Here is a 14,551-nt window from a genome sequence, read left to right on the forward strand (position 1 = left end):
CGCTTTGGTTTGTCCCTCGGCGGAGAATCCAAAGCCACAGAAGAGCAGAAAAAATAGAATATAACCAGTACGCGACATAAACGGAATGGCCCGAGAAAATCATTTTTCTCAATGCAGTACCAAATGTAGTTCTTTCTTAGGTGAAATTTAACCCTCAGCCGGCAGATTTCACGGTTATATTGGCACAGCTCTTGACTAGTATAGGTAGAAAAGACAAACAACAGAACCGACGGGAGGATTGCTGCCAATTTGGCATCCTCAGAGACACGACGTATGAATTATACCCAAGAAAACTTACTGCAGCAACTCATGTTGTCCGATTTGTCTGACGATGGGAATGGCGATATCATCTCCATTATCACCTCAGAACTGGACGACGCCGAGGGCGCTGAAAAAAATAAACCCGATACCTTACCGCTATTGCCCATCAGAAACACCGTGTTGTTTCCGGGCGTGGTGATTCCCATTACGGTAAGCCGGAAAAAATCGGTGCGGTTGGTGCGCAAAGCCTACCGTGGCGACAAAACCGTGGGCGTAGTGGCCCAGAAAAACATGTCGGCCGAGGAGCCTACCCCAGAAGATCTGTTTCAGGTAGGTACCATGGCCAAAATCCTGAAAATGCTGGTGCTGCCAGACGGCAATACCACCATCATTATCCAGGGCCAGAGCCGTTTCAAGATTGAAGAGGTAACCCAGGAAGAGCCGTTCATGACGGCCAAGGTTTCCTATTGCCCTGAGACGTTCCCGAACCAGAAAAGCAAGGAAGTGAAAGCCCTGGTGGAGTCTCTGCAGGAGGCGGCTGCCAAAATCCTTAAGCTGAACCCTGAGATTCCGCAGGAGGCGCAGGTGGCGCTGGATAACATTGACAGCCCTTCGTTTCTGACCCATTTCCTGTCTTCCAACATCAATGTGGAAGTGGCCCAGAAACAAAAACTGCTGGAGATAAACGACGGCGTGGAGCGCGGCACCACCTTGCTGCAGCTCATGATGCGCGAGATCCAGATGCTGGAGATCAAGCAGGAAATCCATACCAAGGTGCACTCAGACATTGACGAGCAGCAGCGCGACTATTTCCTGCGCCAGCAGATCAAAGTCTTGCAGGATGAACTGGGCATGGACGGCCCGGAGCAGGAAGTGGAGAAAATGCGCGCCGCCGCGGCCAAGAAAAAGTGGCCCGAAACGGTGGCCAAACACTTTAGTAAGGAGCTGGACAAGTTGAGTCGCCTCAATCCGCAGGCCGCTGAGTACCCTATTTCTCTGAACTACTGCGAATTCCTGCTGGACTTGCCCTGGAGCGAGTTCACCAAAGATAACTTCAACCTGAAGCGCACCAAAAAGATCCTGGACACCGACCATTACGGTCTGGAAAAGGTGAAGGAGCGCATTCTGGAGTACTTGGCCGTTCTTAAACTGAAGAACGACATGAAGGCGCCAATCCTTTGCCTCTACGGACCTCCGGGCGTGGGAAAAACCTCGCTGGGCCGTTCGGTAGCCAAGGCTTTGGGCCGTAAATACGTGCGCATTGCCTTAGGCGGCGTGCGCGACGAGGCTGAGATCAGAGGTCACCGCAAAACCTACGTGGGGGCTATGCCGGGCCGTATCATCAGCCAGATCAAGAAAGTGAGCTCTTCCAACCCGGTGATGATTCTGGACGAGGTAGACAAGCTGACTTCTGATTTCAGAGGCGATCCGTCTAGTGCGTTGCTGGAGGTGCTGGACCCTGAGCAGAACCATACCTTCGTGGACAATTACCTGGAGGTGGAGTATGACTTGTCCAAGGTCCTGTTCATTGCTACGGCTAACTCCCTGGACACCATTCACCCGGCCCTGCGCGACCGCATGGAAATCATTGAGGTGACCGGTTACACCATTGAGGAGAAAACCGAGATTGCCAAGCGCCACCTCATTCCTAAACTAAAGGAAGACCACGGGCTGACTGCCAAAGATGTGGCCTTGTCCAACGCGGCTATCCAGAAGGTGATTGAAGATTATACCCGCGAGTCGGGGGTGCGGAACCTGGAGCGTAAGTTGGGTGCCGTGATCCGGAACGTGGCCAAATCCAAAGCCATGGAAGAGGAGTGGCCCGCCAAACTGGAGCCGAAAGACGTGGCCCGCATTCTGGGTCCGGAAATTTTTGACAAAGAGATCTACCAGGACAACGAAACCGCCGGCGTGGTAACGGGCTTGGCCTGGACCTCGGTGGGCGGCGACATTCTGTTTGTGGAATCCTTGCTGAGCCGCGGCAAAGGCAAACTGACCTTGTCCGGTCAACTGGGTGATGTGATGAAGGAATCAGCCATCACGGCGGTTTCTTACCTGCGCGCCCACGCCGATGAACTGGACATTGACTACCGCCTCTTTGACCAATACGATCTGCACATTCACTTCCCCGAAGGGGCCGTGCCGAAAGACGGACCAAGCGCCGGAATTGCTATCTTTACTTCCATCGCGTCGGTGTTCACGCAGCGCAAGGTGCGGTCGCATCTGGCTATGACCGGTGAGATCACGCTGCGCGGGAAAGTGCTGCCGGTGGGCGGCATCAAGGAGAAAATTCTGGCGGCCAAGCGTGCGGGCATCAAAGACGTAATCTTGTGCTACAAGAACCGCAAAGATGTGGAAGAGATCTCGGCCCACTACATTGAGGGCCTGAACATCCACTACGTGGACCGCGTGGACGAGGTGCTGGAAATCGCTTTGCTGGAGGAGAAAGTGGCCAAGCCGCTGGACCTGCGCGTGCGCGAAGAAGCGGTGCCGGTAAAAGCAGAAAGTTGATTTAAAGCTATTTTTCGAGAAACAATGCAGAAACGCCTTTTCCTTCTGGGACTCCTGTTAGCGGCCTTGGTGCCGCTGGCTTCGGCCCAGGTGGGAGGGCGTTATGTGTTTCGGTTCCTGGACATACCTACCCACGCCCGCGTGGCGGCCTTGGGCGGCGTGAACATTTCCTCGGGGCTGGAAGACGTGAACGCGGTGACGGCTAATCCGGCGCTGATGCACGGCAAAACCGATAACCACTTGGGGCTCACGTACCTCAACTACCTGGCCGATGTCAGCCAGAATAACCTCAACTACACGTTTGAGAGCAGCCGTTGGGGCCGCAACGCCATTGGCGTGCAGTACCTGGACTACGGCTCGTTCACCCAAACCAACGATGCCGGACTGGAGGAAGGCAGCTTTAAGGTGCGGGATTACGCGCTTACCCTTTCGCACGCGGCCACCATTGAGCATTTCACGCTGGGCGCTACGGCTAAACTGGCTATTTCCAGCATTGCCGGGGACCAAGCCGTGGCTACGCTGGTGGATTTGGGCGGCACGTTCAAGCATCCGCAGAAAGATTTTGTGGTGGGTTTGCTCATCAAGAACCTGGGCGTGATGGTGAACCCCTATGACAACGGCGAACGTGAAGAAATGCCGCTGGATATCCAGTTGGGCGCCAGTTTCAAACCCGAGCACGCGCCGTTCCGCTTATCGGTGACCGCGCATAGCCTTCATCGCTTCGACATTGTCTACCTGGACCCGAACAAGAAAGGCACCCTCAACGAGAACAACGAGGAAGTGAAGGAAGAAAAGACCTTCGGCGATAAACTGGCCCGGCACTTTGTGGTGGGCGGTGAGTTTATTCTGGGGCCGGGTTTTCAGTTGCGGGCGGGCTACAACCACCTGAGAAGAAAAGAGCTGGTGGTGGAGAACGTGGGCGGCATGGCGGGTTTTTCCTTCGGGACGTCCATTAAAGTGCACGCGTTCCGGTTTGAGTACACGTACGCCAAATTTCACGTAGCCGGGGCCAGCAATTACCTCACCCTGAACACCGACCTGAACCGTTTCCTGAAAAAGAAGCTGGATTAGGACTGTTTTGGAGCCGAATTCCTGAAAACGGGTGTAAAACAGACAGAATGCTTTCCTGTTATAGGAGATAGGCCAACAAGTTCTTTCCCTCAGTCGTTTAGGTCAGGAAGAACATTTGATTTAAAGAAAACGGAGTGGCAAGAGGCTGCTTCAGACCAGATAAATTTCATGAAATGAATGCGTGGTAAATCTCATTCACTCCACCACCCATTCACTCAATCACTCATTTAACATGTTAGATTCAAGCAAGTATTTAACCCCCAGCCAGATTGTAGCCGAGTTAGATAAATATATCATTGGGCAGCACGAAGCGAAACGGAACGTGGCCATTGCGCTACGCAACCGCTGGCGCCGGATGCACGCTGATCCTGAGATGCAGAAGGAGATTGTGCCTAATAACATTCTTATGATTGGTGCCACCGGGGTAGGGAAAACCGAGATTGCGCGCCGTTTGGCCAGCATCGCCGATGCGCCTTTCACCAAAGTAGAAGCCTCTAAATTCACGGAAGTGGGCTACGTGGGCCGCGACGTGGAAAGCATGGTGCGTGACCTGGTAGAGCAGGCCGTGAACATGGTCAAGACCAAGAAAAAAGAAGAAGTAAAGCAACAGGCCGCCCTGCAGGTAGAGGAAGTAATTCTGGATGCGCTGATCCCGCCTATCAACCAGCCGGGTAACCGCGATATGGTGGGCTTTGGCGGCAACAATCATTCTTCCACTGATATGCCCGACAGCGACCTGGAACTGAACGAGCGCACCCGCGAGCGCTTCCGGCAGAAGATCCGCAACGGTGAGCTGGAAGACCGTAAGATCGATATCAAGGTGTCGCAGCATCCGTCTTCTGGCGTGGGTGTAGTAGGCCCGGGCATGGATGAAATGTCTATGATGAACATCCAGGAGATGATCGGGAACATGATGCCTAAGAAAACCAAGAAGCGGAAAGTGACCATCGCCGAGGCCCGTAAACTGCTTCTGGAAGAGGAAGCCGCCAAGCTCATTGACATGGACGAGGTGAAGGAAGAAGCCATCTCCAAAGCAGAGAACGCCGGGATTATCTTCATTGATGAGATTGACAAGGTCGCCAGCTCCAGCAACAAAGGCGGTGGCGGTCCGGACGTGAGCCGCGAAGGCGTGCAGCGTGATTTGCTCCCCATTGTGGAAGGCAGCACCGTGAACACCAAGTACGGCGTCATCAAAACCGATCATATCCTGTTCATCGCGGCCGGGGCGTTTCACGTGGCTAAACCCTCTGATCTGATTCCTGAGTTGCAGGGCCGTTTCCCCATCAGAGTGGAACTGCAGAGCCTGAGCACCGACGATTTCTACCAGATCCTGAAGTACCCTAAAAACGCCTTGACCAAGCAGTACGAAGAGCTGCTCCGCGCCGAGGGTGTGGAACTCAGCTTCACAGATGAGTCTTTGCATAAACTCGCCGAAATCTCCTTCCAGGTGAACGCCGAAGTGGAGAACATCGGGGCCCGGAGGCTGCAGACCGTCATGAGCCGCCTGCTCAACGACATCCTGTTTGACGTGCCCGACACCATCCCCGCCAACGCCCGCCTCATGATCACCCCAGAATTGGTGGAAGAGCGCCTTCGCGACATGGTGAAAAACCGCGACCTGAGCCAATACATTTTGTAATTAGGAATTGAGAATTAGGAATTAAGAATTGAAAGAGCCGCTGCCGTAAGGTGGTGGCTCTTTTGTTTTTGGGCTCTTTTATGGAAAGCGCGGAGGAAACAGAGTTTGCGGAGACACTCGTAGGAGCTTCGCATACTACGAGGTCTTTTGAGCAGCGGCTTTTAGTCTATGGAAGGTAATATTCTTGAGCAGTTCTTGAAGGATTGCAACAGCAAAGTAAGCTATGAGAAGCTATAGAAAAGAACAAATCAACTCTACTCTCAACAATCTTTGCTTCTAGAGGATTCGCTTAAGCAGTAATAACGCTTCTCAAAAAGACCTCGTAGTGTGCGCAGCTCCTACGAGTGTCTCCACCTACGGCTTCAACCCAACTTTCCCTTCCAACTTTTGCGTATGCAGAAGAAATAGCGTTCTTACCACCCATTCCTAATTCTTAATTCTAAATTCCTAATTAGAAATATGCGCTACTACATCATCACCGGTGCCAGCCGCGGGCTGGGGAAAGCGATGGCCGAGGCCTTGCTGCAAGACGAGCAGAACTGTGTGTTGGGCGTGTCCCGCAACAGCACCATCACGCATCCCCGCTATCGGCACCAACCGCTGGATTTCTCAGACATAGCCGGGGTGGAGCATAACCTGCACAAGGTGTTTGCCCAGCTTCCCGATGCCCAGAAGATTGTGCTGGTGAACAACGCCGGAGTGATAGGGGAGATTGGCTACATTGGACAGAGCCAGAACGAGCACTTTGAGTACGTGTTTGACGTGAACGTGATTGTGCCCGCCATGTTCATGAACATGTTTTTGCAGAGTTACCAGCACCGGCAGGACTGCGACCGGATGATTGTGAACATCAGCTCAGGGGCGGGCCAGAAAGCGAAGGACGGATGGGCGGCCTATTGCGCCTCCAAAGCGGCGCTGGACATGCTCTCCCAAACCGCTCAGCTGGAGCAGGAACAATTGGGCACGGGAGTAAAGGTGTTCTCGGTGGCGCCCGGCATCATTGACACAGACATGCAGGAGCAGATACGCGAGGCCGATGTGGAGCAGTTCCGTAGCGTGCAACAGTTCCGTGACTACAAAACCCAGGGCGCGTTGGCCTCGCCGGAAGAAGCGGCCCAGAAGATTATCCGCTTAATCAACGAGCCGCAGATCGCCCGGGGCGTGGTGTGCTCAGTGCGCGACTTCTAAAAGCGTTTTCGTGCTCATTTCTGAAAAAGAAGCCAGAAACCGAAAAGGGTTGTGGAGCGGCTGCCTTTTTTAGGCTAATTTTGCAGCCATTCTTTTCAACCTTCAAAAACAGCCATGAGCGTTTTAAAAAAACTAGTAGTTATCTGCTTTTTCGTGTACCTGCCGTTGCAATCCATGGCGTGGGGCATGTTGGGTCACCGCATTGTGGGCGAGATCGCCGATCGGAATATCTCTGCCAAGACCAGAAAAAACATCAAGAAAATATTAGGCAATGAGTCTATTGCCATGGCCAGCAACTGGGCCGATTTCATCAAGTCTGACCCGTCTTACAACTACCTGAACAACTGGCACTACATTAACCTGAAGCAAGGCTTAACCCAGGCTGAGGTGGAGAACCACCTGAAGCAGGACACCACCACCAACGCTTACACGCGCATCAACTTCCTCATTGGCGAGCTGAAGAAAAAAGAGACACCGCAGGATAAGAAAGTGATGTACCTGCGTCTGCTCATCCACTTTGTGGGCGATGTGCACCAACCCATGCACGTAGGCCGTCCGGAAGATCTGGGCGGAAACCGCATCCGTTTGGAGTGGTTCAACCAGCCTTCCAACCTGCACCGCCTGTGGGACGAGCAGCTGATTGAGCACCAGGAACTGAGCTACACTGAGTACGCCACCGCCATCAACTTCGCCACCAAAGACCAGGTGAAAACCTGGCAAAGCCAACTGGCGCCGCAGTGGTTCTTTGAGTCATACCAGATCGCGAATCAGCTGTACAAAGGCATCACCAAGCCAGACGAGAAACTGAGCTACCGCTACAACTTTGATCACCTGCAAACCCTGAACGAGCAGCTGTTGAAAGGCGGCATCCGATTGGCCGGCGTGTTAACGGATATCTTCGGGTAAAAAGCGATTACTTCCGTTTTCTGGGCATTTTCCAGAAAGGCAGCAAAAAGGGCGGGCACTGTAGAAGTGTCCGCCCTTTTTGCCTTATGATCATTCCCTCGCTCGCCTCTGGCGAGTGTGAGAAATGGTGAGGCCTCTGGCCGCAATGGGAAGCTTTGAGGTATGAAGATTCCGTTCCAAGTTCCTGCAACGCGGCGGGACGCCGCCCTGTTTCACACACTCGCCAGAGGCGAGCGAGGAATTTGAAAGCAGTTTGCCTAAAAAGGAGCATTGCTTACTGTTTTACTTTCAGCGCCCGCAGCTCATCGTCAATCTTTTTGTTCCAGCGTTCCTGCGCTCCGTGGTTCATGCCGTGGCCGGTTTCGCCATCGTATTGTTTCTGCAGGCGGTCCATTTCCCATAGTGCCTCCAGGTACTGGTATTTGATAATGCTCTCGTAATCTTCCAGGGTGAGTTTCTCGGGCCGGATGCGCTGTTTGTAGTGCTCAGACACCAGTTTCACGATGTCAAAGTGGCGTTGCTCATGGTTAAGGGCGTACTCATTCCTGGCGTTTGGTAGTACTTTGGACAGGTTGCGCAAAATGTAGGGTTTGGTGGAAACCCGCACATGAATGACGCCGTCTTTCACCGTGGCGTGGATGTCGTTGGACAACCCTGGAAACACTGAGGCGGCGTAAGAACCCGAGATGCGGGAACCGCCCTGAAAATCGTTCCAGGTGAGGGGGCGCTTGGGGTCGTAGAACACGGTGTCATCGTCTTGGTTGCGTACATAATCCTCAAAATACACTTTGATTTCGCGAGCCAGTTTCTCGTTGTAGGGAGCTTCCTTGTCCACCCAGGTGGTCAGATAACGCAGCGACTCAGACAGCATTTTACGTAGTGTAGGCTCCACAACCGATTGGCTGCCGATGGTGCGGGCATAACGGGCGCCGCTTCGGTAATCGAACAGGTGAATCCGTTTGCCTTCGCGCTGCACTTCAAACCCCGCTGAGATCTGCATCTGGCCTTCCACGCGCGAGCCGGAGGTTTGTTTCTCGGTGACCTGGTACTCTTTCAGCCGCATGACAATGGGCCGAAGCTTAGGATTGTGCGAGAAGCTTTCCTTGATGTATTTCTTAATGGCGGGCACGCTGCCGCCCTGGAAGTCTACCGTCTGCGGTGTTGAACTCCCGGTGGAAGGGGTAGGCACCAGCAACCCCACGCCTTTGGCATTGGGGCGCTCGTCAATGACATCGCTGATGTAGAACTCCCTGGTCTGGAACGGAAGCTGCTCAGATTTGAGCACCAACGGGTCCATTTTAGCCGCCGGTTGCCCCGCGCCACGCATCGCTAGCAGGGAGAGTACCAGCAGGGGCGCGGCCAGGAAGAAAAGCCCGCGCCGGAAATATGTTTTCATTTCGCCTCCGTATAAAATAGAAGCAAACACAGAAGCCATGTTCGTAAAATATGGTTTTGGAGCGCGCTGCCGTTAAGAAGAAAGGCAGCCTTTGCAGGAAGAACATGCAGTACCGGGCATCGGTTCAAAAGACCGGTGCCGATGTGAACAGATTAACAGAATGGCGGCGGAAGGCAGTGATTTTAAGGCTGTTTTCAGGAAATAAGGCCTAAAACAGAGTTAGTCTATCGTTTGTTGCGATTCTCTCCTGTTTACTGTAGCTTTCCTGAAGCGACGGAGATTGAAAAGTGTTCCTGGAGCCGTGAAGCCGCCCTACTACTTGCTTTGATTCTAACAGATGTACCTCAATAATATGGAAAAGAAGATCTTACTGGGTGGTGTGCTGCTTCTGGTGGCGAACATGGCCATAGCCCAGACACCTTATGACAGTCTCCAGACGAAGCGAACTCCATCCCAAGCCCCGAAATTGAAGTTTGAGCCTTTCAAAAAGGATCATTCCTTTCAGAAGTCTCCCCTGAAACTGTACGCGGAGGTTCTCCCAAATGCCAGTGCATCTGCCCGGGAGGAAACCATCCTCTACAGTGACATGCCGCAGGCCAAATTCGGGCAGAACCAAGACGATTTACCCGTGGCTAAACCCGACAGCAAAGTGCATTACCATCTCCTGAAGAAGAAATACAAAGTACTGCCGGTTCCTAAGAACTCAGGCGTTGAATCTGAGGGATTGGAGTAGCGTTTCTACGTTTTATGGTCCTTTCCCAACTATCTATCAAAAACAAGGCCTTTCTGAGCAACTCAGAAAGGCCTTGTTTTTGATAGACGTACCAGCGGTTAGGCTTGCATCAGGTATGCTTTGATGTATTCATCCAGGTCGCCGTCCAGCACGTTCTGCACGTCTGAGCGTTCCACGCCGGTTCTGATGTCTTTCACCAGTTTGTACGGGTGCAGTACGTAGTTACGGATCTGCGAACCGAAATCAATGCGTTTCTTGGTGCTTTCCAGCTTGTCGCGCTCCTCGTTGCGCTTGTTGATCTCAATCTGGTAGAGCTGCGATTTCAGCATCCGGATGGCGTGCTCTTTGTTCATGAGCTGCGAGCGCTCAATCTGGCAGGCAATCACAATCCCAGATGGTTTGTGCTTCAGACGCACGGCAGTTTCTACCTTGTTCACGTTCTGACCACCCGCACCGCCGGAGCGGAAGGTATCCCACTCAATATCGGCGGGGTTCACGTTGATCTCAATGGTATCGTCCACGATGGGGTAGGCGAACACGGAGGCAAACGACGTGTGGCGGCGTCCGCCGGAATCGAAGGGGGAAATGCGTACCAGGCGGTGCACACCAATCTCGGCCTTCAGATAGCCATAGGCAAAATCGCCCTCAAACTGCAGCGTAGCCGATTTAATCCCGGCACCTTCACCCGGCTGGAAGTCGATCTGCTTCACGGAGTAGCCTTTGCGCTCGCCCCACATGAGGTACATGCGGTAGAGCATCTCGGCCCAATCCTGGCTTTCGGTTCCGCCCGCGCCGGAGTTCACCTCCAGGATGGCGCCCAGTTGGTCTTCCTCGTTGCTGAGCATCCGCTTGAACTCCAGGTTCTCCACGGTTTCCTCGGCGGCTTTGAACTCGGCGTTCATGTCTTCTTCAGACACCTCGCCTTCTTTGTAGAAATCAAAAAGCACTTCCACGTCGTCCACAGCCTTGGAAGTGGCCTCAAAGTCATCGGTCCAGGTCTTCAGGCTCTTGGCCTCTTTCAGCACCGATTCGGCTTTCTTGGGATCGTCCCAGAAATCTGGGGCAGTGGATTGCGCCTCAATGGCTGTTACTTGTTCTTTCTTGGCATCGTAGTCAAAGATACCTCCTCAACGCCTCTACACGGCCTTTCAATTCTTTTATCTGGTCTTGGGTCATAGGTTCAAAATAGCAGTAGTCGCAAAGATAGTAGTTATAAGGGAAGATAGGCGAAAAGGTTATGGGGGATGATGTTGGACGTTTCACCCGTTTTGCAGCCATTTTCGGGAAATAAGCCTTAAAACAGTTGGGCGCTGACTATTAAGTAGTTAATGATTAAATCACTCATTATGCTGCCGATTGTTCATGGTGGAAGGTAAGTTTTAAGATTCAAATGAGGTGAACTCTAGCCTGAGTAAAGGTTTCCACTCATAGAGGAGCTGTAATATTGCGGTGGGGTTGACTACTAATAGTGCAACATCAATAGATGACCCAGTTGATGAACCCAGTTGCTACTAAACCCCAAAAGAATATGAGAAAACTCTACCCATCTGGTATCACCTCAACATTCAAACGCAATGTCTGGAAAGGCGCCGTTCTGGCGGCGGTGGCGTTTCAGTCGTGTAACTACGCCAAATCAAATCAGCAGGTGGTCACCTCAGATGACTGCGGCATGAATTGGAAGAAAATCAAAGCCGGAGACGCCGTGCCCAAGGGAATGGGGAACCCGTGTTTCATGAAAGTGGTGATTCCTAATTTCCCCATGCAGGGCGATAGCCGGTTTATCTCCAACTTGAAAGACCGGGTAAGGGCCTCCATCCATATTGACTACGATTATTCCATCACTGAGCCTTTGGCCTTCATCAAGCAAGCCAAGTTTTTGGGCAAAGCCAACGCGAATGCTGATAGTGAGGAGGCGTTGGAGCCCACGGCTTTTGAAGGCGCCGAGAATATGGTCATTGACAAAAGAATCAGGGATGTGAGCAAAGCCCTGTTTCTGGAAGAAGATATTGTGGAGTTAGACCAGGCCGAGTTGGAGAGCCAGTTACTGGTAGAGTCCAACAAGGTTCTGGAGCCTCTGGGTGTGCACCTGAACTTCATTACCTTAACCTTTGACCTGGACGAGCAGACCCGCCAGGCCATTGACATCTCTACGGCCATGAAAATCTACGAGAGCAAAGGCCTGACCGATGTAGGCAAACAGGTAATCGTTTCTAGGGCCGGTGCTACTAAACTAACCGTGGAAAACAAGCTGGCCCCACAACCTGAGCCGCAGGAAGATTAAGGAACATAGGAACAGCAGAAAGTAAAATCCGAGAAGTATCAGTCACTCTCCGCATAGAACCTGAAATAAACAGAGAAGCCGTTTCGGGGCTGTTTTACTCAAAACAGCCCCGAAACGGCTTCTTCCTTTATAACAAACTAGCTTATTGCACCGGCACTACCCAACCGTGCGGGTCTGGTGCCAGGCCGTAGCGGATGTTATCCAGTTCAACCGCGATTTTGTTAGATAGTTCACGCTCTTCCACCGGAGGTAAGGTCATTTCCTCGCCTCTGAAGGTAATGGATTTGATGTGCGCGATGGTAGCGGCCGTACCGGTCCCGAAGGCGTCTTGCAGTTTACCGGCTTTATAGGCATCCACAATTTCCTGGATTTTGATTCTGCGCTCTTCCACCGGCATGCCCCAGTCGCGGGCTAGTTGCAGCACGCTGTCTCGGGTAACCCCGGCGAGGATGGAGGTGCTGAGGGCTGGCGTCACCAGCGTACCGTCAATCACGAACATCACGTTCATGGTACCAGATTCCTCAATGTAGTTGTGCTCGCGGCCATCGGTCCAGATGATTTGGTGATAGCCTTCTTCGTGGGCCAGTTTGGCGGGCAGCAAAGAACCACCGTAGTTACCGGCTGCCTTGGCGTAGCCAAAACCACCTTCCACAGCGCGGGTGTAGTGCTCTTCAATTTTCACGCGCACGGGCTCGGCGTAGTAGCTACTGGCGGGGCTGCAGAAAATGATGAACTTATATTCGGTGGCCGGGCGAACGCCCAACAATCCTTCGGAGCCGAACATCACCGGACGGATGTACAAGGAATAACCCGGGCGCTGCGGTACCCAGTCGGCATCCAGGGCTACCAGTTGTTTCAGGCCTTCCATGAACAGGTCCTCCGGGATCTCTGGCATGCACAGACGCTTAGCCGACTCGTTCAGGCGGGCCCAGTTGGCCTGCGGACGGAACAGCACCACTTCGCCTTCCTGGTTCTTGTACGCTTTCATTCCCTCAAACAAGGCCTGGCCATAGTGCAGCGCCGCCGTAGCCGGACTCAGCTCAATGGGCCCGAAGGGAAGGATATGGGGTTCCTGCCAGGCGCCGTCCTTGTAATCAATCACCAGCATGTGGTCAGCGAAGACTTTTCCAAATTGCAGGTTCTCTAAATCAAGGTTGGCTAACTGGCTGGCCGTGGTCACGGTCGTATGGATAGGCATGGATTCAGTTTGCATATGTTCAGTGTTATGGGTAAGTAGTATACGAAAATCCGGAGATTCTGAATAAAAAAAGCCTCAGATCCGAGGCTTCCAAGTTATTTCTTTTACTCCTAATTCAAAACTGTTGGCGCGGCTCAAAACGAAGAGAAAATCTGAGAGTCGGTTTAAGTACTTCACCACCAGGTCATCTACGTGCGACTCTTCCTGCAGCGCAATGGCCAATCTTTCGGCCCGGCGGCACACGGTACGGGCCACATGGCAGAATGAAACCGAGGGATGCCCGCCCGGCAAGATGAAATTGCGCAAAGGGGGCAGCTTTTCATCCAGTAAATCCATCTGTTCTTCCAGCAGTTTAATGTCTGAGTCGTGCAGGTCCGGGGTTTTTACTTTTCCTTCTTTGTCCGGGTCAGTGGCCAGGGTAGAGCCGATGGTAAACAAACGGTCCTGGATCTCGGAGAAAATCTGCTGGCGGTTTTGGTTTACTTCCTGGTCGCGCACCACGCCAATAAAAGAGTTCAACTCGTCTACGGTGCCGTAGGCTTCTATGCGCAGGTGCGATTTTTTCACGCGGGTGCCGCCAATCAAGGACGTTTCGCCTTTATCGCCGGTTTTGGTGTAGATCTTCATTCAGGGGAGTTCAAAGTGGCGGCCTGCAGGGCCGGAACCGTGATGTTGTGGTTGATTTCGTCAGACTCAATCAGGCCGTCGCGCAGGCGCACAATGCGATGGGCGTAATGGGCGATGTCGTCTTCGTGGGTTACCATAATGATGGTGTTGCCTTTGGAATGCAGGTTCTCAAACAAGCCCATGATCTCATAGGAGGTCTTGGTATCCAGGTTACCCGTAGGCTCATCGGCCAGGATAATGCTGGGATCGTTCACCAGGGCCCGGGCAATGGCCACGCGCTGGCGCTGACCACCCGAGAGTTCATTTGGTTTGTGTTTGGCTCTGGAACCCAGGCCCACGCTGTTCAATGCTTCCATCGCGCGTTCTTCGCGCTGAGCTTTACCATAACCGGCGTAAATGAGCGGCAAGGCTACGTTCTCCAGGGAAGAGGAGCGGGGCAACAGGTTAAAGGTCTGGAACACGAAGCCAATCTCCTTGTTACGCACCGTGGCCAGCTCGTTGTCTGCCATGTTGCTCACATCATTGCCGTTGAGAATGTACGTGCCTGCGGTAGGCGTATCCAGGCAGCCCACAATGTTCATGAGCGTGGATTTACCGGAGCCCGACGGACCCATGAACGCCACGTACTCGCCTTTCTTGATTTCGATGGAAATAGACCGCAGGGCGTGGATGGTTTCTGTCCCCATCTGGTAAATCTTGGAGATATTCTCGGTTTTGATGATGGTGCTCATACGGCTTCG

Annotated in this window: 12 protein-coding genes; 7 read left to right on the forward strand and 5 right to left on the reverse strand. The window is 52.9% G+C overall.

The features are described 5' to 3' along the window. The first annotated feature begins 273 nt into the window (after nucleotides 1-273). The 5 genes from lon to JT719_RS20775 all read left to right on the forward strand — a co-directional run bounded on the left by lon (nucleotide 274) and on the right by JT719_RS20775 (nucleotide 7,576). Complete coding sequence (gene lon, locus JT719_RS20755) at nucleotides 274-2,772, forward strand: endopeptidase La (RefSeq protein ID WP_207435676.1); 2,499 nt, start codon at nucleotides 274-276, stop codon at nucleotides 2,770-2,772. A 24-nt stretch (nucleotides 2,773-2,796) separates the two neighbouring features. Beyond that, the gene (gene porQ / locus JT719_RS20760; protein WP_207435677.1) at nucleotides 2,797-3,843 is read left to right on the forward strand and encodes a type IX secretion system protein PorQ; all 1,047 of its coding nucleotides are present in this window, start codon (nucleotides 2,797-2,799) and stop codon (nucleotides 3,841-3,843) included. A gap of 232 nt (nucleotides 3,844-4,075) precedes the next feature. Continuing rightward, complete coding sequence (gene hslU, locus JT719_RS20765; RefSeq protein WP_207435678.1) at nucleotides 4,076-5,482, forward strand: ATP-dependent protease ATPase subunit HslU; 1,407 nt, start codon at nucleotides 4,076-4,078, stop codon at nucleotides 5,480-5,482. 459 nt (nucleotides 5,483-5,941) lie between these two features. Then, complete coding sequence (locus JT719_RS20770) at nucleotides 5,942-6,670, forward strand: SDR family NAD(P)-dependent oxidoreductase (RefSeq protein ID WP_207435679.1); 729 nt, start codon at nucleotides 5,942-5,944, stop codon at nucleotides 6,668-6,670. A 114-nt stretch (nucleotides 6,671-6,784) separates the two neighbouring features. Next, nucleotides 6,785-7,576, forward strand: a complete 792-nt coding sequence (locus JT719_RS20775) for a S1/P1 nuclease (RefSeq protein WP_207435680.1) — start codon at nucleotides 6,785-6,787, stop codon at nucleotides 7,574-7,576. 274 nt (nucleotides 7,577-7,850) lie between these two features. On the opposite strand, the gene JT719_RS20780 is transcribed toward JT719_RS20775, so the two are convergent. Further along, nucleotides 7,851-8,972, reverse strand: coding sequence for a hypothetical protein (locus JT719_RS20780; RefSeq protein WP_207435681.1), 1,122 nt, complete (start codon nucleotides 8,970-8,972; stop codon nucleotides 7,851-7,853). A gap of 352 nt (nucleotides 8,973-9,324) precedes the next feature. Between JT719_RS20780 and JT719_RS20785 the strand changes: the two genes are divergently transcribed. Next, nucleotides 9,325-9,705: a hypothetical protein gene (locus JT719_RS20785; RefSeq protein ID WP_207435682.1), complete on the forward strand. Its 381-nt coding sequence runs from the start codon at nucleotides 9,325-9,327 to the stop codon at nucleotides 9,703-9,705. Between the two features lie 98 nt (nucleotides 9,706-9,803). Here the strand turns inward: JT719_RS20785 and prfB are convergent. After that, nucleotides 9,804-10,881 (reverse strand): peptide chain release factor 2 gene (gene prfB / locus JT719_RS20790; RefSeq protein ID WP_207435683.1). Its coding sequence is split into 2 segments (ribosomal slippage): nucleotides 9,804-10,820 and nucleotides 10,822-10,881, totalling 1,077 coding nucleotides; the frame shifts between segments, so codons are not numbered across the junction. A gap of 352 nt (nucleotides 10,882-11,233) precedes the next feature. Here prfB and JT719_RS20795 point away from each other — a divergent pair. Beyond that, on the forward strand, nucleotides 11,234-11,986 hold the full coding sequence (locus JT719_RS20795) for a hypothetical protein (RefSeq protein ID WP_207435684.1): 753 nt from the start codon (nucleotides 11,234-11,236) through the stop codon (nucleotides 11,984-11,986). Between the two features lie 142 nt (nucleotides 11,987-12,128). Here JT719_RS20795 and JT719_RS20800 read toward each other — a convergent pair whose 3' ends face one another. Genes JT719_RS20800 through JT719_RS20810 form a run of 3 tightly spaced genes read right to left on the reverse strand, consistent with a single transcriptional unit; the run spans nucleotide 12,129 to nucleotide 14,542 of the window. Further along, nucleotides 12,129-13,199 carry a branched-chain amino acid aminotransferase gene (locus tag JT719_RS20800; protein ID WP_207435685.1) on the reverse strand — a complete coding sequence of 357 codons (1,071 nt, stop codon included), beginning with the start codon at nucleotides 13,197-13,199 and terminating at the stop codon, nucleotides 12,129-12,131. A gap of 60 nt (nucleotides 13,200-13,259) precedes the next feature. Then, complete coding sequence (locus tag JT719_RS20805; RefSeq protein ID WP_207435686.1) at nucleotides 13,260-13,811, reverse strand: cob(I)yrinic acid a,c-diamide adenosyltransferase; 552 nt, start codon at nucleotides 13,809-13,811, stop codon at nucleotides 13,260-13,262. Continuing rightward, the gene (locus JT719_RS20810) at nucleotides 13,808-14,542 is read right to left on the reverse strand and encodes an ABC transporter ATP-binding protein (protein ID WP_242693391.1); all 735 of its coding nucleotides are present in this window, start codon (nucleotides 14,540-14,542) and stop codon (nucleotides 13,808-13,810) included. The genes JT719_RS20805 and JT719_RS20810 overlap by 4 nt, the downstream gene beginning before the upstream one ends. Nucleotides 14,543-14,551: the final 9 nt, after the last annotated feature.

The organism is Sabulibacter ruber, from assembly GCF_017355955.1.
Lineage (GTDB): Bacteria > Bacteroidota > Bacteroidia > Cytophagales > Hymenobacteraceae > Nibribacter > Nibribacter ruber_A.

What these genes read in the sequence shown, in the direction of transcription:
- JT719_RS20775 (WP_207435680.1), top strand. Translation starts at nt 6,785, where the DNA reads ATGAGCGTTTTAAAAAAACTAGTAGTTATCTGCTTTTTCGTGTACCTG.
- JT719_RS20805 (WP_207435686.1), bottom strand. Translation starts at nt 13,811, where the DNA reads ATGAAGATCTACACCAAAACCGGCGATAAAGGCGAAACGTCCTTGATT.
- porQ (WP_207435677.1), top strand. Translation starts at nt 2,797, where the DNA reads ATGCAGAAACGCCTTTTCCTTCTGGGACTCCTGTTAGCGGCCTTGGTG.
- JT719_RS20810 (WP_242693391.1), bottom strand. Translation starts at nt 14,542, where the DNA reads ATGAGCACCATCATCAAAACCGAGAATATCTCCAAGATTTACCAGATG.
- JT719_RS20785 (WP_207435682.1), top strand. Translation starts at nt 9,325, where the DNA reads ATGGAAAAGAAGATCTTACTGGGTGGTGTGCTGCTTCTGGTGGCGAAC.
- lon (WP_207435676.1), top strand. Translation starts at nt 274, where the DNA reads ATGAATTATACCCAAGAAAACTTACTGCAGCAACTCATGTTGTCCGAT.
- JT719_RS20795 (WP_207435684.1), top strand. Translation starts at nt 11,234, where the DNA reads ATGAGAAAACTCTACCCATCTGGTATCACCTCAACATTCAAACGCAAT.
- hslU (WP_207435678.1), top strand. Translation starts at nt 4,076, where the DNA reads ATGTTAGATTCAAGCAAGTATTTAACCCCCAGCCAGATTGTAGCCGAG.
- JT719_RS20780 (WP_207435681.1), bottom strand. Translation starts at nt 8,972, where the DNA reads ATGAAAACATATTTCCGGCGCGGGCTTTTCTTCCTGGCCGCGCCCCTG.
- JT719_RS20770 (WP_207435679.1), top strand. Translation starts at nt 5,942, where the DNA reads ATGCGCTACTACATCATCACCGGTGCCAGCCGCGGGCTGGGGAAAGCG.
- JT719_RS20800 (WP_207435685.1), bottom strand. Translation starts at nt 13,199, where the DNA reads ATGCAAACTGAATCCATGCCTATCCATACGACCGTGACCACGGCCAGC.